This window comes from Chloroflexota bacterium, from assembly GCA_016875875.1.
Classification (GTDB): Bacteria; Chloroflexota; Dehalococcoidia; order GIF9; family UBA5629; genus 9FT-COMBO-48-23.
In genome coordinates this window covers 135,226-162,084 of sequence record VGOP01000002.1, presented here as the reverse complement: position 1 = coordinate 162,084, position 26,859 = coordinate 135,226, and the positions used below count along the sequence as shown (strand labels likewise).

At 47.8% G+C, this 26,859-nt stretch carries 25 protein-coding genes; 3 read left to right on the top strand and 22 right to left on the bottom strand.

From position 1 onward, the window contains the following. Positions 1-309: 309 nt before the first annotated feature. The 15 genes from FJ023_02215 to FJ023_02145 form a co-directional block, all read right to left on the bottom strand. Positions 310-1,305: a DUF128 domain-containing protein gene (locus tag FJ023_02215; GenBank protein ID MBM4446154.1), complete on the bottom strand. Its 996-nt coding sequence runs from the start codon at positions 1,303-1,305 to the stop codon at positions 310-312. Between the two features lie 170 nt (positions 1,306-1,475). Then, positions 1,476-3,212, bottom strand: a complete 1,737-nt coding sequence (locus FJ023_02210) for an NAD+ synthase (GenBank protein MBM4446153.1) — start codon at positions 3,210-3,212, stop codon at positions 1,476-1,478. Positions 3,213-3,373: 161 nt separating this feature from the next. Beyond that, the gene (locus tag FJ023_02205) at positions 3,374-3,742 is read right to left on the bottom strand and encodes a hypothetical protein (protein ID MBM4446152.1); all 369 of its coding nucleotides are present in this window, start codon (positions 3,740-3,742) and stop codon (positions 3,374-3,376) included. Between the two features lie 119 nt (positions 3,743-3,861). Continuing rightward, positions 3,862-5,205 (bottom strand): type I glutamate--ammonia ligase, encoded by a 1,344-nt coding sequence (glnA, locus tag FJ023_02200; protein MBM4446151.1) that lies wholly within the window; start codon positions 5,203-5,205, stop codon positions 3,862-3,864. A gap of 34 nt (positions 5,206-5,239) precedes the next feature. After that, on the bottom strand, positions 5,240-5,581 hold the full coding sequence (locus FJ023_02195; GenBank protein ID MBM4446150.1) for a P-II family nitrogen regulator: 342 nt from the start codon (positions 5,579-5,581) through the stop codon (positions 5,240-5,242). Further along, the gene (locus FJ023_02190) at positions 5,578-6,804 is read right to left on the bottom strand and encodes an ammonium transporter (protein MBM4446149.1); all 1,227 of its coding nucleotides are present in this window, start codon (positions 6,802-6,804) and stop codon (positions 5,578-5,580) included. Before FJ023_02190 ends, FJ023_02195 begins: the two co-directional genes overlap by 4 nt. Positions 6,805-6,938: 134 nt before the next feature. Beyond that, entirely contained in the window at positions 6,939-7,622 is a 684-nt protein-coding gene (locus FJ023_02185; GenBank protein ID MBM4446148.1) for a response regulator transcription factor, read from the bottom strand. A gap of 44 nt (positions 7,623-7,666) precedes the next feature. Further along, entirely contained in the window at positions 7,667-8,665 is a 999-nt protein-coding gene (locus tag FJ023_02180; GenBank protein MBM4446147.1) for a DUF128 domain-containing protein, read from the bottom strand. A gap of 17 nt (positions 8,666-8,682) precedes the next feature. After that, positions 8,683-9,453, bottom strand: coding sequence for a hypothetical protein (locus FJ023_02175; protein MBM4446146.1), 771 nt, complete (start codon positions 9,451-9,453; stop codon positions 8,683-8,685). 2 nt (positions 9,454-9,455) lie between these two features. Further along, a complete protein-coding gene (locus FJ023_02170; GenBank protein ID MBM4446145.1) occupies positions 9,456-10,961 on the bottom strand; it encodes an FMN-binding glutamate synthase family protein in 1,506 nt (501 codons plus the stop codon). A 14-nt stretch (positions 10,962-10,975) separates the two neighbouring features. Further along, positions 10,976-11,749: an imidazole glycerol phosphate synthase subunit HisF gene (hisF, locus tag FJ023_02165; GenBank protein MBM4446144.1), complete on the bottom strand. Its 774-nt coding sequence runs from the start codon at positions 11,747-11,749 to the stop codon at positions 10,976-10,978. Between the two features lie 23 nt (positions 11,750-11,772). Next, positions 11,773-12,921 carry a hypothetical protein gene (locus tag FJ023_02160; GenBank protein ID MBM4446143.1) on the bottom strand — a complete coding sequence of 383 codons (1,149 nt, stop codon included), beginning with the start codon at positions 12,919-12,921 and terminating at the stop codon, positions 11,773-11,775. A 16-nt stretch (positions 12,922-12,937) separates the two neighbouring features. Next, entirely contained in the window at positions 12,938-14,218 is a 1,281-nt protein-coding gene (locus tag FJ023_02155; GenBank protein ID MBM4446142.1) for an NAD(P)/FAD-dependent oxidoreductase, read from the bottom strand. 7 nt (positions 14,219-14,225) lie between these two features. Further along, positions 14,226-14,855: an imidazole glycerol phosphate synthase subunit HisH gene (hisH, locus tag FJ023_02150; protein MBM4446141.1), complete on the bottom strand. Its 630-nt coding sequence runs from the start codon at positions 14,853-14,855 to the stop codon at positions 14,226-14,228. Between the two features lie 44 nt (positions 14,856-14,899). Beyond that, positions 14,900-15,349 (bottom strand): 4Fe-4S dicluster domain-containing protein, encoded by a 450-nt coding sequence (locus FJ023_02145; protein MBM4446140.1) that lies wholly within the window; start codon positions 15,347-15,349, stop codon positions 14,900-14,902. Between the two features lie 515 nt (positions 15,350-15,864). Here FJ023_02145 and FJ023_02140 point away from each other — a divergent pair. Both FJ023_02140 and FJ023_02135 read left to right on the top strand, forming a co-directional pair. Further along, the gene (locus FJ023_02140) at positions 15,865-16,644 is read left to right on the top strand and encodes a hypothetical protein (protein MBM4446139.1); all 780 of its coding nucleotides are present in this window, start codon (positions 15,865-15,867) and stop codon (positions 16,642-16,644) included. 93 nt (positions 16,645-16,737) lie between these two features. Then, entirely contained in the window at positions 16,738-17,247 is a 510-nt protein-coding gene (locus FJ023_02135) for a hypothetical protein (protein MBM4446138.1), read from the top strand. 478 nt (positions 17,248-17,725) lie between these two features. Here FJ023_02135 and FJ023_02130 read toward each other — a convergent pair whose 3' ends face one another. The 6 genes from FJ023_02130 to FJ023_02105 all read right to left on the bottom strand — a co-directional run bounded on the left by FJ023_02130 (position 17,726) and on the right by FJ023_02105 (position 23,805). Then, positions 17,726-18,598 carry an IS1595 family transposase gene (locus tag FJ023_02130; GenBank protein ID MBM4446137.1) on the bottom strand — a complete coding sequence of 291 codons (873 nt, stop codon included), beginning with the start codon at positions 18,596-18,598 and terminating at the stop codon, positions 17,726-17,728. Between the two features lie 88 nt (positions 18,599-18,686). Then, positions 18,687-19,355, bottom strand: a complete 669-nt coding sequence (phoU, locus tag FJ023_02125; protein MBM4446136.1) for a phosphate signaling complex protein PhoU — start codon at positions 19,353-19,355, stop codon at positions 18,687-18,689. A 60-nt stretch (positions 19,356-19,415) separates the two neighbouring features. Next, the gene (locus FJ023_02120) at positions 19,416-20,348 is read right to left on the bottom strand and encodes an inorganic phosphate transporter (protein MBM4446135.1); all 933 of its coding nucleotides are present in this window, start codon (positions 20,346-20,348) and stop codon (positions 19,416-19,418) included. Between the two features lie 113 nt (positions 20,349-20,461). Continuing rightward, complete coding sequence (locus tag FJ023_02115; GenBank protein MBM4446134.1) at positions 20,462-21,091, bottom strand: DUF47 domain-containing protein; 630 nt, start codon at positions 21,089-21,091, stop codon at positions 20,462-20,464. Positions 21,092-21,489: 398 nt separating this feature from the next. Continuing rightward, complete coding sequence (locus FJ023_02110) at positions 21,490-22,275, bottom strand: hypothetical protein (GenBank protein MBM4446133.1); 786 nt, start codon at positions 22,273-22,275, stop codon at positions 21,490-21,492. Between the two features lie 147 nt (positions 22,276-22,422). Then, the gene (locus FJ023_02105) at positions 22,423-23,805 is read right to left on the bottom strand and encodes an NAD-dependent malic enzyme (GenBank protein ID MBM4446132.1); all 1,383 of its coding nucleotides are present in this window, start codon (positions 23,803-23,805) and stop codon (positions 22,423-22,425) included. Between the two features lie 357 nt (positions 23,806-24,162). Here FJ023_02105 and FJ023_02100 point away from each other — a divergent pair, with 357 nt between their 5' ends. Further along, positions 24,163-25,695 (top strand): aromatic ring hydroxylase, encoded by a 1,533-nt coding sequence (locus tag FJ023_02100; GenBank protein MBM4446131.1) that lies wholly within the window; start codon positions 24,163-24,165, stop codon positions 25,693-25,695. A gap of 255 nt (positions 25,696-25,950) precedes the next feature. On the opposite strand, the gene FJ023_02095 is transcribed toward FJ023_02100, so the two are convergent. Next, positions 25,951-26,796, bottom strand: a complete 846-nt coding sequence (locus tag FJ023_02095; GenBank protein ID MBM4446130.1) for an NAD-dependent deacylase — start codon at positions 26,794-26,796, stop codon at positions 25,951-25,953. Positions 26,797-26,859 lie beyond the last annotated feature (63 nt).

Sequence of the window (26,859 nt, the reverse complement as noted above, 5' to 3'; positions counted from 1 at the left end):
TAAGATCGTGCAAAATGTTATGTAAACTCAAGCAAACGTGAAATCCTAACAGAGCTACTTCCAGTTTGCTGCGATAATATTCCTTGAGGTACAGAGTGCCCAAATTTCATATCTTCAAATACCTCTTTATGCTAGACTTGCGAGACTTCACGTCAATCAGCCGAAACTGAGACAACGGGCCGACATTTTGGAATCATTAGGGGCAACACCATAGTTGCAGTGCGAAAGTGATGACTGTTTGGCCATGTTTTAGTGCCTGATTGAAGCGATGGAGTCAAGTGACCGAGTTTGCTTTGTTAGGCAGTTGCTTCAGAGATTCCAAAAGCTGACCAACTGTTGGAAGTCAACCATACCGCTTTCAGCCGTGTTCTCGACTTCAATTCCTGCCTCTACTGCCGCGGCTACCGGATTCAATCCACCCAGTAATACCATACCAACCCGGTTCATGCCAACAGAGATTTGACATATGGGCTCACTCATATTGCCCAGGGCAAAGACGCCGTTTATGCCAGCCGCTCTAAGCTTCGCAATAGTCTCTTCGACGATTGCCCTCGCTGGCGCTGGTATCTCTCGGAAATTGGCCAGTATCTTGCCGCTGCCGGTTTTAGCAGTCTCGCCGACGCTTGTCATTCCAGCACGAATATATTGTTCGGAAGGGTCCAGGGATGTACCCCCATAGTTAATTATGGCCACGAAACGTCTTGGCTTTGAATCCCTAATTTCAAGTACTCCTCCGAATTTAGATTCCATCGGGACTCCGTGTTTTAGCAGCACGCCATTTACAGTCACACCGCATACTGTGGCCAGACCTATCTTGCCATCTGGAATAACTACATCACCAAGCTTCTGGCCTTCAGTCGCTGTCACCACTAGTTCACTCACACATATCCCAGCTTTAAACACGCCTTTCATAGCTTCCACAGCTCTGGGGAAGTCATCCTTGTTGAATAGTGAAGTATTTATGGGAACTTGGCCAATTCGGCTCTCTGGGCTAAAAGTAGTACGAAATGCTAGAAGCTCAAGTTTTTCTAGAATGAAACCGATTTGGTCTGGCGCCAAGGCTATTCGCAGCTCCTCAAGTCCTCGCGACGTAATCATCCGTCCATCTATACCCAGGGGCTGGGTATAACCTCTCTCATCCGTAATCTTCAGGTGGTATCTGACGGCTCTCTCGCTGAGTGAAAGCCCACGTTTTTCAAGCTCCCGAGCGATTGTGATTGAGCCTAAGGGCTCAAAAGACTCACTCAATACCTTCAGAATGGATATGATCTTTCTTTCTGTATCAGAGTTGGCACTTGATATCATGTTTTATGACAATGCCTTATATAGGTTACCATGTATTATACTATCTCCAATGCAAAAACAGAATACTTGATTGTCTACGGTTGTAATGCTCAGGGGTATTACTGAGAACTTGCTTCTACTTAACTAGTCGCGTCTAGCCAAATATTCCCGGATAGTGTATTTTTTACCAATTAACATTCATGAAATCGATTGGTTATAGGCAACCTTCTGTCGCGACCGAAAGCTCTAGGTGTTATCTTAATACCCGGCGGTGCCTGACGCCGCTTATATTCGCTGGTGTCAACCAGTCGAGCTGCACGTTCAACTACCTCCTTTTTAAAACCCATATCAATAATTTGCTCAACGCTTCTATCCTCCTCAACATAAGCCGTTAGAACGGGGTCGAGCAAGTCATAGGACGGTAAACTATCGGTATCTTTCTGTTCAGGCCTTAACTCAGCCGACGGTGCCTTATTTATAACGCTCGGCGGGATGAGTTCACGCCCAGCTACCGAGTTACGATACTTGGCAAGCTGGTAGACCAAAGTCTTGGGCACATCCTTTATCACGGCAAAACCACCGGCCATATCTCCATATAAAGTGGTGTAGCCGGTGGCTATCTCACTCTTATTACCAGTAGTAAAAACAAGCCAGCCGAACTTGTTAGATAGAGCCATCAGAATATTGCCTCGGATACGCGCCTGTATGTTCTCCTCAGTTACATCTGGCTTAGCATCACGAAACTGGTCTGTCAATATTTCAAGGCAGGCTTGATATACCTTCTCGATGGATACAGTAATAAGCTTGATGCCCAAATTCTGAGCCAGAAGCTCAGCATCAGAGATGCTCCCAGACGAAGAATACCTCGAAGGCATTGATACTCCTATCACATTGGCTGAGCCTAAGGCATCAACAGCAATAGTAGTTACCAAGCTGGAATCAATGCCCCCAGAAAGTCCTATCACCACCTTTTCAAAGCCGTTCTTTAATACGTAGTCATGTGTTCCCAGCACCAAAGCATCATAGACCTCACCGGGAAGGCTGCGCACCTCAACTTGCCTCGGTAGCAACGCTGGTTTTGAAGCACTAAAAGGCAACTCAGACAATACTATTTTGGCTGTGTGCCATCGTTGATCCTGTAGCAACAGTGTCTCTTTCCTCCATCTCGGGTCATGTAGACGAGTGCGAAAAACGGCTTCCACATCAAGGTCAACCACAATCAAATCCTCTTCAAATTGCTTACCTCTAGCTACAAGCTCTCCTTTTTCATTCAGCACCATGCTACTACCATCGAAAACCAGTTCATCTTGTCCGCCCACAAGGTTGGTATAGGCGACAATAGCCACATTGTCTGAAGCACGAGTTCCCAGCATCTTTTCTCTAAAATCGCCTTTGCCGGCGTGGTAAGGTGAAGCACTTATGTTTATTATTACTTCTGCTCCAGCATATGCCTGAGCAGTAGCTGGCCCGGCTTCGTACCAGATATCTTCGCAAATATTCACGCCCACCCCGACGCCACTTATTACATACATTGGACATTCCCTGCCAGCCTGAAAATAGCGGTTTTCGTCGAACACGCCGTAGTTTGGCAAGTATATCTTGTGATAAACGCTACAGAGCTTGCCATCGTTAATAATTGCTGCAGCGTTGTAAATATCCTCCTTAGCATCAACAAAGCCAACAACGACTGCAAGCCCAGAGGTATGCTCAATAACTTTGTCAAGGCACTTTAAGTTTTCTTCGATAAACTGTGGTTTAAACAGAAGGTCTTCTGGTGGATAGCCACACATAGCAAGTTCGGGAAAGGTAATAAGGTCAACTCCTAAAGACCTGGCCTCGGTAATGGCTTTCAGGATTCTTTTTGTATTGCCAGCAAAATCACCTACAGTGACATTGATTTGAGCCATGCCAATACGCAGCTTGCGCATGTGTTTGTTCCCCTCCACGATGCTATACCGCTAGTAATTTTAACACGCAGACAAGTACACCTCGAGTTGATATGCAGCCATCTGAGTCGATGACTGCTAATTGATTTTCCAACTCGCGGTGGAGATATCAGAGGCATGATCGATGGCGACTGTTGAATAATCTAATTCTTAACATTAACCTCCACTACATTTTGCCGGGCAATGGCGATTTCCGTACCATTTTTCTTAACGAAAACGTGCATCAGTCCCATTACTTCGTACTGCCCATCTTCTAGGCTGGTTGTATCCCATCTGGTGGGAAAGTTTTGATGCTCATCGGCCGACTCCCCGATTTTAATCCAGGTTTCTGCCCCTTTCTCACGATAATACCAGGGGTTGGTTATTTTCGCGATAGGGCCGGCGACACCCAGTGCTTCCATCTCCTTGCGTAGCAGCTCCTCATCAAACTCTTCTCTTAATACAACCATCCCGGAATAGCTTTTCAGAACCGCCGTAGGAACAATATAGTGTGGCCCCCAATTGTATGACATTACTCACCTCCAATTAATCATATTCACTGGATTTTGCTTACTGCCATAGTCAATCATTACTTTCTATAATCACCTCCTTCTTAGATTAATTTGCTTGGTTATACAAACTTAACATCGAACTACAATATGGGTAGATATCTCTTAGTTTCGTACTCGGTCACATGGATCCGGTATTGGTCCCATTCCATTTTCTTGTTCTTTAAGAAAGCGTAAAAAACGTGCTCGCCCAAGGCTTTGCGCACTAACTGGCTCTTTTCACACAACTGAATCGCTTCGTACAGGCTCGCCGGCAAAGTGCCTATGTTCTTTTTCTTTCTCTCTTCGTCTGTCATCTCATAAACATTTTCCTCCACTGGTTCAGGCGGCTCGTACCCTTTTTCGATGCCATCCAGACCAGCAGCCAGCATCACACTGAAGGCAAGATAGGGATTGCAGGCGGGATCAGGAGACCGAAATTCTATCCTAGTCGCCTTCTCCTTACCAGGCTTGTATTCGGGTACCCGTATCAGGTCAGCCCGATTCCGCCTAGCCCAGGACAGATAAACAGGAGCCTCGTAGCCAGGCACCAACCTCTTGTATGAGTTCACCCATTGGCTGCAAATTAGCGTGATCTCAGGGGCATGCTTCAACAGACCAGCGATGAAACTCTTGGCCACCTTGGACAGGTTATACTTATCATTGCGGTCGAAGAAAGCATTCTTATCGCCCTTGAACAACGACTGATGTACATGCATGCCACTGCCGTTGATGCCAAAAATAGGCTTTGGCATGAATGTGGCATACAACCCATTCTGTAAAGCTACCTGTTTCACTACTAACCGATAAGTCATCACGTTGTCTGCCATGGTCAGAGCATCTGTGTACCTCATGTCTATCTCGTGCTGGCTATGCGCCACTTCATGGTGCGAGTATTCCACGCCGATGCCCATCTCATCCAAGATAAGCACTGTTTCCCTCCTCAAATCTGTGGCCGCGTCCAGAGGCACCATGTCGAAGTAGCCTCCCTCATCAAGTGTCTCCGTTCCCTTCGAATCCTTGAAGTAGAAATATTCCAGCTCTGGACCAACATAGTACGTGTAGCCCATGTCCGCCGCTCGCTTTAGGTTCCACTTCAAAACATATCTGGGGTCACCTTCAAAAGGCTCGCCGCCAGGCTTCAGGATGTCGCAGAACATCCGTGCCACCGCACGATGCTCTCGTGGCCGCCACGGTAGCAATTGAAAGGTGTCAGGGTCAGGCATGGCCACCATATCGCTCTCGTCGATCCGGGCAAATCCCTCGATGGAGGAACCATCGAATCCCATGCCATCTTCAAATGCCTCCTCCAATTCCTCACGGGTGATGGCAAAGCTCTTCAGAAAACCTAAGATATCGGTGAACCACATCTTGATGAACTTGACATCATGCTCCTTTGTCATCCTGAGTACGTATTCTTTACTCTCCTCTTTGCTTTTCTTTGCCATTTCTAGCCTCCTTTATTTATTTATTTTTTGCTCTTTATATTGCATTCTCATCCATCTCACCGGTTCTGACACGTACCGCACCTTCAACTGGGATGATGAATATCTTGCCGTCACCCCTCTCCTCCCCCGTCCTAGCATTTGTGCTAATTGCGTTAAGCACCTTGGGGACATCCTCATCAAGGACGACGACCTCTATCTTAATCTTGGGCAGAAAATTCACGCAGTACTCTCCAACTCGCCATTGCAGCGTCAGCCCTTTTTGCCGGCCTCTACCAATTACCTCGCTGACCGTCATGCCGAAATAGCTCTGGCTTTCGAGGGCAATTCTGACAGCGTCTAACTTTTCTTCTCTGATGATGGCCTCTATCTTCTTCATCTCAGCAGCCCTCCATAAGCTCGTTCACCGTGCTGTGAGATATCAAGCCCCACTGTTTCCTCTTCACTGCTTACGCGCAGACCGATGGTGACATCCACCAGCTTTGCCAATAGCCAGGTTATACTGAAAGCGAAGGCTATAATGACAGCAATACCAGCAATCTGTATGGGAACTTGCAGCCAATTGCCATCGATAAGCCCTTTGGCTCCGCCGACTGCTCCTGTGGCGAAAATGCCTGTAGCTATAATTCCCCATGTTCCACCAACCCCATGACAGGCGAAGACATCTAGAGACTCGTCTATTTTGCCTGCCCTGCTTCTCCAGAACATAACATAGTATGAAAGCATGGCGGCTATGACACCGATGGGTATGCTGGCAATGGGATGCACGAAGCCAGAGGCTGGAGTAATAGCGGCAAGTCCTACAACAGCGCCGGTAGCTACACCTAAAACTGATGGCCTGCGGTGTATCCAACCTAATATCATCCAGGTCAGAGCGGCAGCCGCACCAGCAGTGTTAGTAGTGACGAAGGCATTGGAAGCTAAACCACCAGCTGTCAAGGCACTACCGGCATTGAAACCAAACCACCCGAACCAGAGTAGACCACTCCCTAACACGACCATGGGTATGTTATTTGGTTCCATAGGTTCTCGCTCCTTGAATCCCTTGCGCGAACCGAGCACCAGGGTCAGCGCCAGTGCTGATACACCGGCATTTATATGCACTACAGAACCCCCAGCAAAATCTAGAACACCCAGTCTGGCAAGCCAGCCACCACTGCCCCATATCCAGTGGGCCACCAGACAGTAGACCAGCGTCAGCCACAGAGTGGAAAAGATGAGCAACGAGCCAAACTTAATGCGCTCCACAACGGCGCCAGTGATGAGCGCCACGGTGATGATGGCAAACATCGCCTGGAACATCATGAACGCTAGATGGGGGACAGTGTGGGCGTATATGGATGATGGCTCCTGTCCCACCCCCATCAATCCAAGCCACTCAAGGCCTCCAATTATTCCACCTTTGTCTGACCCAAAGCTCAAACTATAACCGTAGAGAACCCAGAGAATAGACACCAGAGCTAGGATAGCGAAGCTCATCATGATGGTAGAGAGGACGTTCTTCCTTCTTACCATTCCACCGTAAAACAAGGCTACCGCCGGCGTCATGAGCATGACCAATGCCGTCGATACCAATAGCCAGGCAGTATCACCGGTATCTATGGACATGCGCACACCTCCTTTCGTTATTTATTTGCCTGACCTTAGTTTAGACGGCAATTGTTACCAACATATTACAGACATGTTAAATATATGTTGCGAATCTTGCAGAGAATCCTACTATGGCGGTTCATCGTCTATACTCCATTGCTGAATCTGTAGCCAATATTCCTCACGGTTTGAATATAGGTATTATCGGGGTCGTTGAGCTTGCTTCTCAGTCTCCTTATGTGCACATCCACCGTCCTATCGCCGCCGTAGTAGTCGTATCCCCAGACCTCATTGAGCAGAACCTCTCGTGCAAAAACCCTTCCTTTATTCCTGGCTAGGAATTTAAGCAGCTCATATTCCTTAAAGGTCAGAGCAAGTAGCCTACCATCGATGGACACTTCGCATTTATCGATGTCTATCACCAGATCGTCGCATATTACTAAATCTTCGCTTCGTACATTTTTTGCCCGCTTGATGACTCGCTTTGCTCTAATCACCAGCTCGGCTATGTCCCAGGGTTTAACCACGAAATCATCTATCTCCAAATTCGAATCAAAATGACTTAATCCTTCACCGGAGATAAGGGCGATAGCAGGAAAGTGTCTTGTTATCCTCAATTCACGGAGCTGCTCTAGCATCGACTCAGTCTGGGCTGAAGCTGGTGATCCATCCATGTCCATAAACAAAACATCACACGCTTGTTTTATAAGCTCCTCAGATAAATTTGAGCTATTATTAGCAACCGAACAGACAAAACCCATACGGGTAAGCCCTGAATGCAGTTCCTTAATTTCCCCGTCGTCTTTAGCTATTATGAATACTCTGTGCAAAGCTAATACCTCTTACAACGTCAATCCACTCAATATGTAAGCACTTACAAACTCCAAAAACTCCTTAATTCTCCAACGCCAATGACACCGTTCATCGCCTTACTGGTCACATCTATACCGGTTTCTGCAGCCGCTGCCACAGCGTTAAGCCCGCTGAGAAGCACCAACCCAACTTTGTTTAGCCTCACAGGGATTTCGCACACTGGCTCATTTGCCTTCCCCAGCTTGACTGAATTGCAGAGGTTAGCTAATCTTAATCTTTCCAGGACTGCTTCAACCGCTGATCTTGAGGGCATCGGAATCTCATGGAAGCTAGCAAGTATCTTACCTGCGCCTCTCCTTGCAGCTTCAATGACACAAGTCATCCTTCCAGCAATGAATATCTCAAACGGGTCAAGCGTAGATCCTTCGTATTCAATAAGGTCAACAAAGCGCATCGGAATGTGATCTCGTACCTGCAGTATGCCGCCAAACCTAGAATCTATCGGAATCCCAGCCTTAAGCAATGACCCACTGAACACGGCATTGCACACCATAGCAAAGCCTATTTTGCCTTGAGGAACAATTGTCTCTCCCAATCTTTCACCCTCAGAAGCCACAGCCACTTGATTACTGGAACAGAGACTAGTTTCAAAAATACACTTCATCGCCTCTAGGGCTCGAGTGAATTCTCTTTTGGGAAATAGAGATACGTCGATTGGAATATACCCGGTATGGTCAGACATATCGAAACTAGTTAGATAAGCAAGCAGCTCAAGCCTGTCGGTTACAAAGCCCACCTTATCGCAGACCAATGCGCTCCTCAACTCCTCAAGCCCGGGCTGAGTGATTGACCTGCCATCCCGATAACCTATGGACCGGGTAAGGCCTCGCTCATCCATTATTTTGAGATGATACCTCACCGCCCTCTCGCCGAGGTCTATACCATGTGCCTTAAGTCGACGAGATATCACTCTACCACCCAGTGGTTCCGGTGAATCGCTAAGCACTCTTAGAATCGCAGCTATCTTTCTTTCTATCTCGCGTGTCTCTTGCCCAATCATTTTCAAAGCCTCCCTAACTAATAAGCATAGAGCCTACCGTACGGCCGTAGATAAAGTGGGAATAGCTTAATGAATCTGTGCCTCAATATTTCCTTTGCATTATGACCAAAGTAAGATGCAAATTCGCCCACGTACTTCTCTAAATTCAGGTGGTCATCCCCATCAAGCTCAGCCACACCCACTTCTTTACCTAACTGGAAATCAGCGACATTTCCCCTGAGATAGATAACACCACCATGCATACCTGTCCCTATGTAGTTAGCGCGATGCGTTTCGCCGTCTTTCAAATTCAAGCCGAGAATGACCAAAATTCCACCAGCCATATATTCACCGAGGAAGTCCTGAGCAGTTCCCCCGATGACCAGCACTGGCTTTTTATCTCCGTATTCTTTCATGTGTATGCCGGCTCTATAGCCGACACCATCTCTTATAAAAATCTTGCCGCCCCGAGCCGATAAGCCGGTGATGTCGCCGGCATGACCATGGACTATGATTTCCCCTTCGTTCATGGTGTTTCCGCAGCCATCTTGGGCGTTGCCGTGCACGATAATTCTGGGCCCATCCATGAATGCTCCTAAGTCATTCCCCGGCGTGCCGAATATCTCAATCTCAACGGGCTTACCCAAGTCGGTGCCAATGTACCTCTGTCCATAGACATTTCGAAGCTCGATTCTTTTAGTACCGTTACCTACAACTGCCTTCAATCGAGCATTCAGCTCACGAGCCAAAATGCCTCTGGCATCGATTTCCACTACTGAGTTCTGTTTTTCTTTGACGGCACGTGCCATTTTTAACCTCCTGCCATCCTTACTCCTAAGATTTCCATCTCCGTATCGGTGAGTCCAATACCTCTTAAGGCCAGCCTATTGCCACGCAGACTCTCTAAGGCATTAATGCCCATACCGCCGAGTATATCCTTCAATTCAATGCTCCAACCTCGAAGGAGGTTGGCCAGACGTCTAGCTCCTATGTCAGGATTAACTCTTTTGGTCAAAGCAAGGTCGCTGGTGCAAATACCCCAAGCACACTTGCCGGTATGACACTGCTGGCAACAAGTACAACCCAAAGCCATCAGAGCTGCAGTGCCAATATAGACAGCATCAGCGCCAAGAGCAATTGCTTTAGCCACATCACCACTGTTTCTGATGCCACCAGCAATAACTACCGATGCCTGATTGCGTATACCCTCCTGCCTTAGTCGCGTATCCACCGAGGCCAGAGCCATCTCAATTGGAATGCCAACATTGTCACGGATGATTTTGGGAGCTGCACCTGTAGAACCTCGCAACCCATCGAGAACTATCATGTCCGCTCCTGCCCTAACCATGCCGCTGGCAATTGCCGCCGAGTTATGAACAGCAGCTATTTTCACCGATATTGGCTTGGTGTAGTCCGTAGCCTCTTTAAGAGCATAAACTAATTGAGCCAAATCCTCTATAGAGTAGATATCGTGCTGTGGTGCTGGAGATAGAGCATCGGTTCCCTTAGGAATCATGCGAGTCATAGCTACCTCGGCACTCACTTTCTCCCCAGGGAGATGTCCACCAATGCCAGGCTTAGCTCCTTGACCGATCTTAATTTCAACTACTGCGGCAGCATCTAGGTACTCAGGATGTACGCCAAACCTCCCCGAAGCTACCTGGACTATGGTGTTCTTGCCATACTTGTACAGCTTCGGATGCAGTCCGCCTTCACCGGTATTCCACAAAGTGCCAGACTCAGTAGCCGCTCGAGCGAGAGATTCCTGGACATTTATACTTACTGCTCCATAAGACATGGCAGAGAATATCACCGGCACTTCTAATTTGACCTGGGGAGCCAGCTTCGTCTTCAACTTAAGGGCGCCTTCACTAACCTCGATCTTGTCTGGTTTACGACCGATATATGTGACCAGCTCCATAGGCTCACGCAGCGGGTCGATTGAAGGATTTGTTACTTGGCTGGCATTTAGAACCAGATGGTCCCAATATACGCGATAGCTCTTGTCATTCCCCATACCAGTAAGAAGGACGCCACCCGTCTCCGACTGCTTGATAATGTCTTCAATTACCTCAGGACGCCAGTTATAATTCTCCCTGTAATCTAGAGGGTTCTTCCTGATGCTCACGGCATTAGTAGGACAGAAGACCACACACCGATGACAGCCAACGCAGTTTTCCTCCTGGCTTCTCACCTCATCATCAGCAGCATCATAATGGTGCACATCGAAACTGCATTGATTGACACACACCTGGCACTGGATGCAGCGGTTTGAATCCCTTTCTATTATGAATTTTGGTGGCAAATAAGTCTTCATCTTGATACTCCAATCTATTGATCTGTTCTTACCGGAATCCCTTTTTCCTCTAGATAGGCTTTTGCCTGACGTATAGAGTAGGTGCGGTAGTGAAAGATGCTGGCTGCAAGGACTGCGTCAGCTTTGCCGACTACAAGTGCCTGATACAAATGCTCCAGACTTCCAGCACCACCACTGGCAATAACTGGCACTGTCACCACCTCGCTGATAGCGCTGGTTAACTTTAAATCGTAGCCTGCCCTGTGACCATCCGCATCCCAACTGGTTAACAGTATTTCGCCCGCCCCCAACTCAACAGCCCTCTTTGCCCATCCCACAGCATCTATGCCTGTTGATACTCGACCACCATGAGTGTAAACTTCCCACCCGGGTTTGTTGCCATTCTCGTTCCGTCTGGCATCTATAGCCACCACAACGCACTGAGAGCCAAACCTACGCGCTGCTTCGGCAACGAGGTCAGAGCCGTAAACAACAGCAGTGTTCACACTAATTTTGTCAGCGCCTGCCTCAAGCATACGCCTCATATCTTCAAGACTGCGCAGTCCGCCACCGACAGTAAGTGGAATAAAAACCTGTTTCGAGACAGATTCAACTACGTCCACCATAATATCACGGCCTTCAGGGGTAGCCCCGATATCCAAGAAAACTAATTCATCAGCGCCTTCCCCGTAGTAAAATGAGGCAAGCTCCACAGGGTCACCAGCATCACACAGGTTTGTAAAGCTTGTACCTTTCACTACACGACCCTGAGTTACATCAAGACAAGGTATAATTCTTTTTGTCAGCATAGCTATGAATCCTTCTTTGCAAACTATCTTACTTTGGCCACTTTCTCCGGCACCATACCTTTTCTTAGTTGAAGCGGTTTCTCTAAACTACCTATTATGGGCTCACCACCCATAGGAATCCACGCCTTATCTAGGTCAGGACAAATCAGCCGAATTGCCGACTCTTCTGAAGAGAGATAAAGCATTTGGTCTTTTATGCCAGCAGTTAGCGGGCGCAGCCTAATCCTATCAGTAAGCCCAATCATTTCACCTTGATGAGCAATGATTATGGTGAAAGGTCCATTCATCAAAAGACTGCCGTACACCTGACGCAAAGCCTGGAAAAACTCTTGTTCTTCTAGAGGGCGGCGCTCTATATCATTCCAGAAAGGCGGCGCCAGTATCTTGGCCACTACCTCTATGGGAAGACAATGTTTTCGAATTAGAAGGTCAACGGCATAAGCCACCACTTCAGTATCAGTCTGTAGAGTGCAATGATAGCCAAATTGCTCCAGATAGCGCCGGTTTATGCCATAAGACGAGATTTCACCATTATGCACTACCGTCCAATCCAGGATGTTAAACGGATGCGCCCCACCCCACCAACCAGGGGTGTTAGTAGGAAATCTGCCATGTGCTGTCCACAGGTATCCTTCATAACCTTCCAAACAGAAATATTCAGCTATCTCCTCAGGATAGCCAACTCCCTTAAATACGCCCATATTTTTGCCACTGGAAAAAACGAAGGTATCTTTGATTCCGGTATTGATATCCATGACCCTATCTACGACATAGTCATCATCCAACTGCCCTTTAGATTCACGGCGGTTCACTTCCAGGAAATAACGCCACACCAGAGGCGGATTCGTTATAGCAGCGGTCGATTTGGTCGGCACTACCCCATCACGAACCACCTGAAACTTCTGTTTAAGAAAATCCTCTGTTTCCGCCTTTCCTTCTCGGCTCAAATACATAATGTGAAAAGCGTATAAGTCAGCGTATTCCGGGTACAACCCATAAACAGCGAATCCGCCACCAAGCCCATTGCCACGTACATGCATATTAGCAATAGCCTTTATTATGTCCCTTCCCGAGAAACACTTACCTGTTGTGTCCATCATCCCAAAAATAGAGCAGGCGTCGATTGCCTTGTCATCGCAGTAGGGATTGCTAATCTTTGCAATATCTTTCATCTCACTACTCCAAGATTCATCGGTTATTCACTGAGGCGAGGGCATTTCCCAGACGCTCCTGCCACAGCTCTCGAGGCAGATATGCCAGACCAAAGTCGTCAGCCAGAAGCGCCTGCTTAAAATTAGCCACGTTAACCCTGTCTTTCATCAAACTGAAAACCATGCCGGATTTCTCGATATCTCCAACAAAAACCATTCCCATCACCAAGTCACCACTCAGGATAATCTTCTTATAAACACCATCGTTCCGCTGACCGACTTCCTCCCAGTTACTGTCAGGCGGAGTAGCTACTACTCCGGCTGTAGTAATATCAAGCCCGAAATAGTTGAGCGAATTCATAGCTGTACCACCCCGGTATTCAGCCCTGACACCTGCCATGTTATAGCCGGCGACCCTACCCCCGATGTACGCATTGGGCCATATAGGAGTCACTCGGTTTGTGTCATAAACAAAATCATAAGCTTCGGCTACATCTCCGCAGGCGTAAACATTCGGATAATTTGTAGACATAAGGCGGTCTACTAATATACCGCGATTCACTTTTATCTCAGTACCAAGCGCAAGTTCAGCACGTGGCAATACCCCAATCGCCATAACCACCAGGTTGCACGGAATTTTTTCGCCATTATCTAGGATAACCCCCTCGGTGTGTGTTTCTCCGACTACATCCGCCACAGTTTGGTTGGTGATGATCCTAACGCCGGCTTGCCTGAGAGTCTCTTCAGCGATGGAAGATGCTGTTTCGTCGAGTATAGTATTAAGTATCCTGTCTTTCATTTCGACCACAGTGACACCAACCCCTCGCTTCACCAATGCTTCAGTCACGCTGATGCCGATAAGTCCGCCACCGATTACGACGGCTTGGAAACCATCGTTTATAAACTCATCTACTGCCATGGCGTCCTTAATGGTCAGGAATGTGAATACACCATTCTTATCGCCGCCCTTCATCTTAGGCACTATAGGTATACCACCTGTGGCAAGCAGCAGTTTTCCCCATATAATTTGCTCTCCGTTATCCAGTTGAGCAATCTGACGGTTTAGGTTCAGGTTTTGCACCTTGATGCCCGACAGAAGTCCGATATCGTTTCGGCCGTAGAAATCAACAGGCCGGAACAGTATTTCATCCACAGTACGTTCACCAGCCAGATATTTTGATATTAGAGGGCGAGAGTATGCCGGGTAGGGCTCGTCGGAAACTATTGTTATGGAATTTGTCTTGTCGACCTCGCGAATATTCTCAGCAGCCCCTATGCCACCGGCTGAGTTGCCTATGATTAGGTATTCAGTTCTAATTGCTTTCCTATTTTTCATATTGTCCTTCCTCGCTCAGTGCCGTTTCCAAAAAGTTAGAATACATCCTTAAACCCCATTTGCCGCTTTTCTCTGGGTGGAACTGGGTTGCCACCAGATTGTCCTTGATAACCACACTGCACATAGGTACGCCGTAGTCTGTAGTGCCGGCTATAACCGAAGTATCATCCGGGTCAACGTAATAGCTATGAACAAAGTAAAAATTGGCTCCGTCCGGTATGTCATTAAATATAGGGTGTTTCACTTGCTGCCTGACCTGGTTCCAGCCCATATGAGGGACTTTAAGTCCATTAGGCAGTCTCTTTACAGTCCCAGGGATTACTCCTAAGCATCTGTGCCAGCCACCTTCCTCAGTGCTGGAAAAAAGAAGCTGTAATCCGACGCAAACGGCGAATAATGGCCGATTCTCATGTATCAACTGTCGAATTGCATCTGTCATACCTATAGCCTCCAGTTTTTCCATGGCGTCACCGGCAGCACCAACTCCCGGCAGAATAACAGCCGCGGAACTGAGCATGTCGCCTGGTTTATCAGTGATATTCGGCTGATAGCCCAGCCCTATAATTGCATTGGCAACACTACCCAGATTCCCTGCGCCGTAATCGATTATGGCAATCATTTCACCTCTTACTCCTGGAATATCGACTACTAACTTCGAATGAGTTATCCAACTTTGCCATCTTCCACAAATACAAGCGCCTCATTTGGGCAATTGGCCACGCAAGCTGGCACATCACTTCCCGGACACAAGTCACACTTTGCCACAATCTTTCTATCTCCATCCCGGGCAAGTGCTCCATTAGGACAGGCTACTATACATGTCCAACAACCTATACACTTTTCAGCGTCAACAGCTATGGCTCCAGTGATTTCATCTCTATGCATAGCGCCGGTGAGGCAAGAGTAAACACACCAAGGCTCGTCGCAATGTCGACACTGCAGGGAGAAAGACACCTCCCCATTTCTCTCCACACGGATGCGCGATAAAGGTCGCGGAGACTCTCTCTTAAACGCCTTTCCAATATCTCGTGTCTTAGAATGCTCAGTCAGGCAGTAGACCCGGCAAAGCCCGCAGCCCATACAAGCCTCTTCTTCTACGTAAATTCTCTTCATTTCTCTCCTCTTGGTATATGGTATACGGCAACCGCTTGCCGTATACCATATTAGCATGTTGCATTAACCTTGTCAAGCCCCTTGGATGAGATTTTTACAGAAAATGACGTGGTTGCAGAAGCTGCTATTATGGTGCCTTAATTTGAAAACTTGCAGCAAAAACTCGACTACGAAGATAACATTAACATATCGTCACTTCGTGAGGCGTGATGACCACCGTTCATCCTCACGCCACGACCTTCCCCAACTGCGGAAACCATTTTGGCAACTCTCCCTTTTGTTCCTAGTGCGCATGCACAACATTTTTCACATAGCGGTCAATATAGCTCAATATGCGAGGATTTTGGTAATAGGCACTTGTGGGGGGAGAGGTAGGCATAGGTCTTTAGCCCCGTCCAAGGCGGACAGACACAATTCAGAATACAGCCGCAAAGAAGTTGACATCACCTAATTTCATATCTACAATGGCATTTGCAGAATAATAAACTGCCGAGACTACAGTTGGAGGTGACACCATGCCGGATTGGATTGAGGGAGCGCAGGTGCTTAACAGGCTCATACGACCGCTGACTTTCCCCATCGCCGTCAAGCTGGTGAAAAGCGCTGATGACCTTCCCGAGAAAACCAGGCGTCCTTTCAAGGATATGGGTTTCAAGACGAATGTCTGCGTTGGGATGACATTGACCCGCAAGTACGGCTGGACGGTGGGCATGACAAACGAGGACAATACCTGTCCAATAGCAGCATACACTTACGGATGGAGTGAGTCAGAGCCGGAGATTAAAAATGCCTTAATGGAGTTCATGAAAGTAATGAACTACGCTGCCAACGACAACGCAGCTAAAACAACCATGGAAGCTGTGGCAAGTGTCAAGCTGAACAAGGGAGCATATGCCGGGGTGATTTTCTCTCCGCTGGAAAGAACTAAAATCGAGCCGGACCTGGTCATGGTTTTTTGCAATGCCGCGCAGGCGATGAGGCTGGTACATGGAGCAACTCAGGAGACAGGTATAAGCGTGCATTCTATTTTCAGCGGCCGTGGGGGAACCTGCACTGAAGGAGTCCTGCAAACGTTCAAGACCAAGGAGCCAAAGGTGGTGCTGCCAGGAAACGGCGATAGAGTTTGGGCGATGGTGCAGGATGATGAGCTGGCTTTCACCATACCTATCAACTTACTCGACAGCGTAATCAGAGGTCTTGAAGCTACCCACGAGCGCGGAATCCGATACCCGATACCGGTAGATGTAAGACACGAGCCGACTTTCCCGGGCCAACTCAAAGAGGTCAGACAATAAAACTAGGCAAGTATCCCCTATTGCCACGTATTACTTTTATCCAAGAATATTATACACTAAAATCAGGCATGAGGCTTTTAATAGGGGACAACAATGTCTATTAAACAAACAAGGGGTAATAGCAAGAGAAGAATGGCATACTTTAAGAAGCAAGAGCTTAGATTTATCGTCAATGTATTGCCTATCTTTTACTTTGTCTTCCTTATTTTCACAAGTATTTCATGGGTTATATACCCCCTTGATGAGGGGGTGGCAGAGGTGATTACTATAACTACTGGTGCAATAACACTCATCCTATTTATTGGCATCACTTTGTTGATTTTCATTGCATCTTTCAAAATACAGGGGAAGTCAGTGGTAGCTGCAATTTTCAAGAATTATTCAGAGATTACAGCATTAGAAAAATTAAAGAGGGGAATAAAAAGTGAGTTGAAGTCAACAAACGAACGGCTAGATAAAGAATTGACACATATTGATAAAAGGTTAGACAATATTGATAGTGCTTTGAAAGAATTGGTTAGGGGTGCTAGTCATGCCAAAACGTCATCAAGTTCAAAAGATAAAACCAAAAAAGAGAGCAAAGAGAAAGGTGGAAAGGCGTAAAATAACTAGAGAGCAGTTTCACAAGTTGGTCAGGAAATCGGCACAACCAACAAAGAAGCGTAAGTAATGTGTGTGGAGATAATTAGGTGGGAATAACAGAGATTGTCTTACTTGTATTATTGACTGTAGTAATAGCAGTAGCACTAATCATACTATACTATGTTAGACACCCCAAATATCGGAGACAAAGAAGGAACTTATTGGTCAAACCTTCTATCGCAAGATATTCACGCAAGGTACTACGGGAACTTTGCTACATATTCGAAAAACACTTTGGGAGACAACCAAACCAAAGCGAACTAATAAGGCTAATAATTATGACTAGCCATTACGTTATACCGCAGCCGTGGAAACATTTGATGCGATGGAGAATAAGGATGTTTTTGGCATCAGAAAATGGCGTATGGTACGGCGGGAGGGCTGCAAGAAATATCAAGATGCCGAAACTAGAGTGGAGAGTATCAGCTTGAAGGCAATTCTAAATCCGCTTCAAAATGAGTTTGAACATGGGAATTTCATCGTTGCGATGGTTATACCGAAAGGTATATTCGTTAAGGTATGATTGCAAGTATTTAGGGGATACGGCATGATAGACACCGCTAATACCACGCTTCGCCAAAGACCAGAAACCCTCAATGCTGTTGGTATGGGCATCCCCGTCAACATAGACCTTAGCACCATGCTCAACCCTTCTGTGTTTGTAGCCAGCATTGGCAACTCTATCGTAGCTGAAAAACTCATCAGTATAGACAATGGCAGTCCGAGCCACGTTCTTGCTGATAAGAGGCATAACAGTAGACCTTTTGACATTGGAGACAACAGAGGCAGTGACCTTGCCTTGCCTTTGGACAATGCCAATTACAGCAGTCTTGCCTTCAGCACCACGACCCCGCCTACCTCGCCTAGTTCCACCGAAATAAGACTCATCAACCTCGACTTCGCCGTTAAGAGGGATAGTGTCCTCACCGAACAAAGACCTGATTTGCCTGAACATTCTCCATGCTGTTTTGTAGGTCACGCCAGTCATTCGCTGAAGTTCCTTTGCGGAATGACCAGACCTAGTGGTGGCGACCCAGAGCATGGCGTCAAACCAAGTCCTCAAAGGCGTGGCGGACTTGTGGAATATCGTGCCAGCGAGGGGATAGACCTCATGCCCGCAGTAATCGCACTTGTAGCAAGGTCTCGACTTAATCTTGTGGTGCTTTCTTACCCTGTCGCAAACAGGACAATAGATGCCGTCAGCCCACCTATAGTTCTTAAGCCACTCCAAACAGGCATCGTCATCAGGGAACTCACGCTTAAACTGTGCCAGAGTGTATTTTTGAAACTCTGCCTTGATTTTGTCGGTCATTTCCGTATCCCCCTTATACACGTAGTATATCACAAAACATACGTGTTGTCAAGGGATACTTACCTAAAACTATAGCCAGATTGGCTCGTTAATATTTAGAAATCTCGAGCTCCTCCATCTTTCCGGTCACGGTGAAGACGACACGCTCGCAGATATTGGTTACCCTGTCGGCAGCCCGTTCCAGGTTGTGGGCAACCCAGATGAGGCGGGTCGCTCTATTAATGGTCTTGGGGTCGACCATCATAAAGGTGAGAAGCTCACGAAAAACCTGGTCATAAAGACCATCCACAGCGTTATCCATGGTGACGACGTGCTTTGCCAATTCCACATCGCGGGTGACGAAAGACTTGAGGCTTTTATCAATCATTTCGGTGGTCAATTCTGCCATCCTGGGAATATCAATCAGTGGTTTCAAGGGTGGCTCATCGCCAATCATGACTACAATCCTGGCAATTCCTTCAGCATAGTCGCCGATCCGTTCAAGCTCTGTTGTGATACTGAGCACAGCCACAATTACACGCAGCTCGTTGGTCTTCGGCTTCTGCGTGCCCACAAGCTCGATACACATGTCTTCGATGGCGTATCGCAGCTCATCGATCTTGGCATCAGCAGCAATTATCTGGTGGGCAGTCTTTAAGTCCCGTTTTTTCAATGCCTCAATTGAGCGGTTTATCTCCTTCGTTACCATATCACCCATAGCCAGGACTTTATCTTGAATTTCCTGAAAACCTTTGCTAAAACTGGCGCTCTTTTCCATTGTCATTACCTCCCCAACAGTTTAATTATACACATCGTTAGCCGCTGAGGCTACACATTTTCAGTTTAATGGAATAAATCTAATTAAGAAATAAATGATACTAGCTATGATAGCGGCGCCTGGGATAGTAAAAATCCAGGCCCAAACAATAGTTAAAGTTACGCCCCAGCGCACGGCAGAAAGCCGATTGGCAGAACCCACGCCTGATATAGCACCGGTGATAACATGTGTAGTGCTCACTGGAATACCCATATGAGTGGCTAAGAAAATACTGAAGGCGCTGGCCGTTTCAGCACAAAAACCATCGATCGGTCTTAACTTGGTGATTTTCTGTCCCATTGTTTTGACAATCCGCCAACCACCGCTCAATGTACCCAGAGCAATGGCGGCGTGTGCGCTGAGGACAACCCAGAGAGGCACTATAAATTCGCTGATTAAGCCCCCGGTAAAGAGAAGACTGGTGATAATACCCATAGTTTTCTGTGCGTCATTGCCGCCATGTCCCAAACTATAAAGAGCCGCAGAAAAAAGTTGTGAAACTCTAGACCACTTGTCAACCGCAGCCGGCGTTTGCTTACGTGCCATCCATGTTGTAATAACCTTTAACAAAAAACCTAAAACTAGACCAATAGCCGGCGCCAGGACAATAAAAGCCAATGTCTTGTACCAGCCGCTGGCTATAATCACCCCGAAGCCGCTCTTGGCTATAGCGGCTCCGGCATACCCGCCAATTAGAGCATGAGAAGAGCTGGTAGGCAGTCCCAAATACCAGGTAAGCATATTCCAACCAATAGCGCCGCAAACACCAGCCAGGATTACCACTGGAGTTACTGTATTGACATCAATCATTCCTTGGCCGATGGTTTTAGCCACCGCCGTGCCGAAAATAAGGAAAGCCACGAAATTAAAAAACGCTGCCCAGATGACGGCCTGTCTCGGCGATAAAACCCTGGTGGAGACAACAGTGGAAATGGAATTTGCGGCATCATGCATGCCGTTGGTGAAATCGAAAATCAGGGCTACGACGATGATAAAGATTATAAATAATAAGCTTAAATCCACCGTATCCTGCCAGGCTGAGTTAGAGACAAGTCTGCCATAGGGTCTCAGGCATATTTCAGCGCCACACCTTCCAGGATGTTGGCTACATCCTCACACCTGTCGACGGCGGTTTCTATATGCTCGTAAATCTCACGCCACTTTATAAGGTGAGCATAATCTGTTGAGCTAACAAAAAGCTCCGCCAGTGCCGAGCGATAGACGCTGTCCCCCATATTCTCCAGGCGGTTAATCTCCACGCATAGCTTAAGAAGCTTATCCCGGTCAATGCGGCCGTGTATTTCAGACACTCCCTTCTCGACCTCAATGACTGCCTGCACCACGATATCGGCAAGTTCCCTGACCCTATCAGTGGGACAGTCCACCTTATAGAGCAACATAGCATCCGCCGCTGAGTGGATGAAGTCAGTTATATCATCTAGAGACTCAGCCAGCAGAGCGATATCCTCGCGGTCCAGCGGGGTCACAAAGGTACGGTGTAATTGGGCGATAATTTGATGGGTGATAGCGTCACCCTCATGCTCCAGAGTAGTTATTACCCCCACTCTTTCCTTAACGTTCTCCCACGTGTTCACCATGTCTCGTAACTGATGAGCTATCTTAACCACGTTCTGAGCGCTCTGCTCAAAAAGGACGAAAAACTTTTCTTCTCTGGGGAATAAAGAAAACCTAGGCAACGAGTAACCTCCTTTGGTGGCAAAATGGAGAGACAGAAAAGATAATAGAATTTAAACGTGGGGAAGAGGACGGGCCACCTCTCAGTTTCTGATTAAGGCAAACCAGCATAATAATCTGCCACTATCATTGTAGATGAGGTCTAGGCAGCAGTCAAGCGAAGTCGAACTGGATAGTTTATCCGTGGATTCATAACACTCCCTTTACATCTCAAGGAATGATGGGCAAATGTAGGGACAGGTCTTTAGACCTGTCCGAGACGGACAGGCGGACAGACCTTAAGATCCGTCCCTACTGTTTTGCATTTGAAAATTGGAATTTTGAGCTTGGGATTCAGTATTTGAAGCAGGGGATAGCCTGGAGCAGATGCTCCAATCTACCCGAGTTGTGGCTGTACTGACTAGCCGAGATCACTCACAGCCTGGTGATACCAGTAAATCAACTTGCAGTTCATATCAATGTTTTCCTGGGGCACAGTGGAATGCATATCCGAACCAAAAGGTGCTACCAGCCTGTCATCGAAAATCGCCTGTGGTAGAGCATCTCTTATTTTCCTGATGGTAGTGCTGAAGTTTGCCGTAGAGGAGGAGACCATCTCCACCCCCAGGAACGAGTAGTCGAAACCATGCTGGGGTATCTCCACAAACGGCTCAGGCGACAACCGGCCGTAGAGCCTGACAAAACTGTCACTTTGATACGATGTTGTCGTGGTTTTTTCTTTGACCTTGCGTCTGATAGGAATGCCGCCAGTCAATACAGTTGCTGTAATATTTAGTTTTCTTACGGTCTTGGTTACCTCTGTCTCGGTGTAAGTCTGTATCCTTCCGTTGAGAATCAAGAACGACTCCCTTGACTCCATTCGCCTTGCTTGGCCACTCCTGTCCAAGAATATGACTGCTTGCTCCTCAAACTTCAGCGTGTGTGCCTTATATCTTTGTGAAGACTTGCGAAGCTCCGAATCAGTGCACACAATTGCCACCAGCCCTAGCTCTCTTAAGCTCCGGGCAATTGACTCCGCCATCTGCATGGTGTCATAGCTGGCGATGATTTTCGGTATCTTTCCTGTGAGGCGAAGTCGAGTCTCATAGGGATTCTTAGCCACAATGGCTGCCACTTTCTTTACCAGCTCTTCCTCAAGCGTAGCCGGGGGAGCTATTGCAACATGTACTACTTCATGTTCAGCCATCAACGCTCCTCGTCCCGGGGCAGCAGCCCTACCTTACAATACCACGCTTTTACTAAAATGAAAAGAGGCGATTTATTAGCTTGTACTTGGAAGTGTTTCAGGCCTTGCTAATAATTTGATATAACAATAAGACATCTTGCGCAAAAACTATGCCCAGGGCGGCTCTTTGATACTGGTATTTTCAAAATAGTCATTATCCAGAGGTCGCTGGGCAACACCTGACTCCACAGCAGCCTTGGCTACAGCATGAGCTACCGCTAAGTGCACTTTAGGGTCGAGTGGGTTGGGGACAAGCTCGCCTTCGTCTGTAGTGCTAACAATGGCCAAGGCAGCGGCTTTATACATCTCATAGTCTATCTTAGTAGCCATTGCATCCAGTGTTCCCCGCCAAATTCCGGGGTAGCCGAGCAAGTTATTGACCGTCCTACCATCAACAGCTAGAGCAGCACCCGATTTCGTAGCGATATCCGGGGCAATTTCCGGATACGGATTCGTCAAAGCAAAAATTATCTGTCCTTTCCTGACCATGTTCGGTTTTATCAGCCCCTGTACACCACTGGTGCCGATGACGATATCAGCCGTTTGCATGATCTCATCTAAATTGCTTGGAGTGCCTCCGTGTTCTGCATGCCGTTTAACGCTGGCCTCAGTCCTGGCCGTACCTAAGGCAGGCTTACCTGTGTATTTCAGGATAAACTTTCCAATAGATAGACCAGCGGCACCTAGGCCGATAAGGCCGACCTTTGCCTCCTCAAGTGCCATGCTGCAAATCTTACAAGCATTAAGCAGAGCTGCCAGTGTCACCACAGCGGTACCTTGCTGGTCATCATGCATAACGGGGATATCCAGGTCTTTTTCTAACGCGTCCTGAATTGGAAAACATCTTGGTGACGCTATGTCCTCTAGCTGAATGCCTCCAAACGTTGGAGCAATATATTTTACGGTTTCTACAATTTTGTCAGGGTCGGTAGTGTTCAATAAGATAGGAACTCCACTAACTCCAACCAGCTCCTGGAGCAGAGCAGCCTTTCCCTCCATAACGGGCATTCCTGCCACCGGACCAATGTTCCCCAGTCCGAGTATGGCAGTGCCGTCAGTAACAATAGCCACAGAGTAAGGGATGTTTGTGTAGGTATATTTAAGCCCTGGCCGCTCCGAGATTAATCTACATACTTCAGCAACGCCAGGGGTGTATACCTTCCTTAGAATGTCTATCGAGTTGATAGAGTGGATGCTTACCGTCTTGATTTTCCCATCTTTGTGAAGGTCGAGCACATCGTCCCTGACCTCGAGAACAGTGACCTCTGGTAGTTTCGACACCTCTTCTATTAAATGTGCCAGCTCCTCTTCATTCTTGATAAGCACTTCAATGTCTCTGATAGTATAATAATGCCCCAAATGCACCGTTGTTAAATTGCCGATATCTACTCCAACTCTACCGATGGCTGTAGCTAATTTGCCCAAGGTGCCCGGAACATTAAGGTTTTTGCAGCGCAAAGTTCTGGCAAACTGGTATTTCCCATTTTCCATTATTTTACCTCCGCATCTGTGGGACTATTGCAGCCAAAAGTGCTGGCCTAGAGCCACCAGGCATATTCACTAGCCGAGGATCAGCGGAACCAGGTAGATTCGTACCGCATTGAGGGCGAATAATTTCCCAAGGTACATAACATCGATCACCAAAATAATATGCGCTAAGGATTCCAATTCTAACACGAAATCTTAAGTTTAGCGAGCAAACTTGAATATCTTTGTGTGCAAAGTTTTTTGAAACCACCAATGTGAGGCAACGTGACCCAATGTGACTTTTTCGCCGTAAAGTGGTAGCATTATAGTCACCAGTTACTAACCTGAATATGGGGATATTCATTAAGTAAGGAGGATAAAATGAGGACAAAGGAGCAGTATATTCAAGGCCTGGCCAAGATGAAGCGGAACATCTATTTCGACGGCGAGCTGATCGACCGCACAGACGAGCGCCAGATGGACTGTCTAAACACCATCGGCACCACGTTCGATGAAGCAGCCAAGCCGGAGAACCAAGACCTGTGCACAGCCATCTCTCATCTCACCGGTGAGAGGATAAGCCGCTTCACCCATATCCATCAGAACACCGACGACCTGCATAATAAGCAGGACATGACCCGCATGCTCTGCCAGAAGGTGGGCGGCTGCATCCAGCGGTGCATGGGCATCGACGCCACTAACGCCGTCTACAACGTGTCCTACGAAGCAGACAAGGTGAACAAAGGTGCCACTCAATACCATGAGAACTTTAAGAAGTGGCTCACCCGTTTCCAAACCGAGGACTTGGTGGGCTGCTGCGCTCAGACGGATGTCAAGGGCGATAGGATGCTGAGACCTGCCGACCAGCCGAACCCCGATGCCTACGTACGGATCAAGGAGAGGCGTGGCGATGGCATCGTGGTCAGCGGCTGCAAGCTGCACATCTCCGAGGCCTCAGTGGCCGACGAGATACTAGTGGTGCCCACCCGAGCTTTGCGCCCAGAGGATAAAGACTATGCCGTTGCCTTCGCCATTCCGGGCGACTGGGATGGGCTGAAGCAAGTAGTCACCATCCACAACCTCAGACCCAGGGAGCATTTCAAGCGCGGGTTCTTGCCAGGGGCCACAGATTCCTACATGATCTTCGATGACTGCTTTGTGCCTTGGGAAAGGGTCTTCCTCGCTGGTGAATCGCAGCATGGCGGCGTGCTCGCCCTGCTCTTCGCCTTGTTCCACCGCCACTCCTATTCGGGCTGTAAGCCGGCCATCGGCGACATCCTATTAGGGACCGCAGCCCTTGCCGCTGATGTGAATAACGTTTATAAGACGCCCCATGTCCGGGAGAAGCTATCCGAGATCATAATGACCACCGAGTTGGGTTATGCCGCCGGATACACGGCTTCTGACCTTGGAAAGCCGGAGGTCTATATACCGGGCGTGGGATTCGTACCTTATGGCCCCGGCTCCTACATCCCTAATTCAATTTACTGCAACGTGGGACGCTGCCTGACAGGCGAGGCAGTGTGGCGTGAAGCAGAGATTCTGTGCGACATCGCTGGCGGTGTAGTAGCCACCTTCCCCCACGAGAACGATTTCGTGAATCCAGAGACCAGAGACCTGCTCCTGAAATATACCAAGCGGAATAAGGACATGCCAGTAGAGGATCAGGCCCAGTTCTGGCGATACTTGGGCGACGTCCTATGCTCAGCGACCGGCGGCATACACAATGTGGGTAGCTACCATGGCGGCGGCTCACCAATCATGGAGCAAATTGCCATAACTACCCAGTATGACATCGAGTCCAGGAAAAAGCTGGTGAAGCATATCGCTGGCATGAGCGGCGGTGACCGCGAGGCCCTAAGCAAGCAGAGGGCAAAGCCAAGCAAAACACCCGCCGTGGCAGTCAAGAAATAGTTAGTCTACCGTCTCATCAGCCCCTCCCCACCACAACAGGGAGGGGCTTTTCTTTTTGGCCAGAGCCAAAAACACGCCCGGTTGTCAGAAGATATGTCCGTCATAAATTTTTGTACGCAGTCCGAAACCCAAACACCTTTGCCATTCCGGGAAAGCCTGGTATTGAACATTTCGTCGTATTGTTCAGTACCGTCTTCTACCTTCTGACTAACATTGCCGCGGTTAATAAATCTTTCTTACTGGTACTGTAACAGCTCACCGGGACAGTTTTTTCACAGCCTCAACAAGCTTGGGTAGAATCTCAGCGGTGCGGCCTTGAATTAAATAATCGGAAATCCCTTCGACTGTCAGCGGGGTAGGTTCGGCGTTGACTTCGATTATCGTTGTTGCCGACTCGCTTTTCACAAAATAGAGGCCTGATTCCGCCTTCCGTTCTTGTTCAACCTGCCGCTGCCGGGCTATACGAGGCAACTGAGCAAAAGGATAGACAACCGCTGAAGTCCCGCAGATTAGCATTAAGTCGCATTTCCAGGCTTCTTCAAGGCTTTCGTGGGCAACGTCTGAAGGTATCGGCTCATTGAAGTGAACGACATCACCTTTTATCGGGCTGCTGCATTTGTTACATCGCGGTGGCAATTCCCCGGCCTGTGCCAGTCCCTCCAGGTCATACTCGTTACGCTTAAATCTTGAGCCACAGGAAAGGCACCTAAGTTTCAAAACGCTGCCGTGATATTCCAGAACCCGCTTGCTGCCTGCTTTCTCATGCAAGCCGTCAATGTTCTGGGTAAGCACGGATTTCAGAATACCAATTGCCTCCAGTTCGACAAGGGCATAATGACCAGGGTTCGGCTCGGCATCCTTAAGGTTGCTAAGCAAGGTTCGCCCGCCCAGTATATCTTCCCAATATTCTTTAGGGTTTCTGAGGAACTTGTCATAGGTCTGATAAGCTCTTTTTTCCGCTTCGGGGTCTTTGGTCCAAATGCCATCTGGCCCGCGGAAATCCGGTATACCAGATTCGGTTGACATGCCAGCACCAGTTAAAGCAATAGCATAATTGCTTTTGAACAGGTCTCTGGCAGCTCGCTCAATTAGAGATTCCATTACCTTGGTATTTATCCGTGGTGGTTCAGGGGATGCTTATAGGCAGTTTCATTTGCTCTTTGG

Bases quoted from the DNA above. Each gene is read 5' to 3' on its own strand.
- FJ023_02140 (MBM4446139.1), top strand. From the start codon at position 15,865: ATGCCGGATTGGATTGAGGGAGCGCAGGTGCTTAACAGGCTCATACGA.
- FJ023_02195 (MBM4446150.1), bottom strand. From the start codon at position 5,581: ATGAAGAAGATAGAGGCCATCATCAGAGAAGAAAAGTTAGACGCTGTC.
- FJ023_02180 (MBM4446147.1), bottom strand. From the start codon at position 8,665: ATGATTGGGCAAGAGACACGCGAGATAGAAAGAAAGATAGCTGCGATT.
- FJ023_02105 (MBM4446132.1), bottom strand. From the start codon at position 23,805: ATGGAAAATGGGAAATACCAGTTTGCCAGAACTTTGCGCTGCAAAAAC.
- FJ023_02215 (MBM4446154.1), bottom strand. From the start codon at position 1,305: ATGATATCAAGTGCCAACTCTGATACAGAAAGAAAGATCATATCCATT.
- FJ023_02210 (MBM4446153.1), bottom strand. From the start codon at position 3,212: ATGCGCAAGCTGCGTATTGGCATGGCTCAAATCAATGTCACTGTAGGT.
- FJ023_02145 (MBM4446140.1), bottom strand. From the start codon at position 15,349: ATGAAGAGAATTTACGTAGAAGAAGAGGCTTGTATGGGCTGCGGGCTT.
- phoU (MBM4446136.1), bottom strand. From the start codon at position 19,355: ATGGAAAAGAGCGCCAGTTTTAGCAAAGGTTTTCAGGAAATTCAAGAT.
- FJ023_02110 (MBM4446133.1), bottom strand. From the start codon at position 22,275: ATGGCTGAACATGAAGTAGTACATGTTGCAATAGCTCCCCCGGCTACG.
- FJ023_02095 (MBM4446130.1), bottom strand. From the start codon at position 26,796: ATGGAATCTCTAATTGAGCGAGCTGCCAGAGACCTGTTCAAAAGCAAT.
- FJ023_02135 (MBM4446138.1), top strand. From the start codon at position 16,738: ATGTCTATTAAACAAACAAGGGGTAATAGCAAGAGAAGAATGGCATAC.
- hisF (MBM4446144.1), bottom strand. From the start codon at position 11,749: ATGCTGACAAAAAGAATTATACCTTGTCTTGATGTAACTCAGGGTCGT.
- FJ023_02130 (MBM4446137.1), bottom strand. From the start codon at position 18,598: ATGACCGACAAAATCAAGGCAGAGTTTCAAAAATACACTCTGGCACAG.
- FJ023_02160 (MBM4446143.1), bottom strand. From the start codon at position 12,921: ATGAAAGATATTGCAAAGATTAGCAATCCCTACTGCGATGACAAGGCA.
- hisH (MBM4446141.1), bottom strand. From the start codon at position 14,855: ATGATTGCCATAATCGATTACGGCGCAGGGAATCTGGGTAGTGTTGCC.
- glnA (MBM4446151.1), bottom strand. From the start codon at position 5,205: ATGGCAAAGAAAAGCAAAGAGGAGAGTAAAGAATACGTACTCAGGATG.
- FJ023_02175 (MBM4446146.1), bottom strand. From the start codon at position 9,453: ATGGCACGTGCCGTCAAAGAAAAACAGAACTCAGTAGTGGAAATCGAT.
- FJ023_02170 (MBM4446145.1), bottom strand. From the start codon at position 10,961: ATGAAGACTTATTTGCCACCAAAATTCATAATAGAAAGGGATTCAAAC.
- FJ023_02120 (MBM4446135.1), bottom strand. From the start codon at position 20,348: ATGCATGATGCCGCAAATTCCATTTCCACTGTTGTCTCCACCAGGGTT.
- FJ023_02205 (MBM4446152.1), bottom strand. From the start codon at position 3,742: ATGTCATACAATTGGGGGCCACACTATATTGTTCCTACGGCGGTTCTG.
- FJ023_02100 (MBM4446131.1), top strand. From the start codon at position 24,163: ATGAGGACAAAGGAGCAGTATATTCAAGGCCTGGCCAAGATGAAGCGG.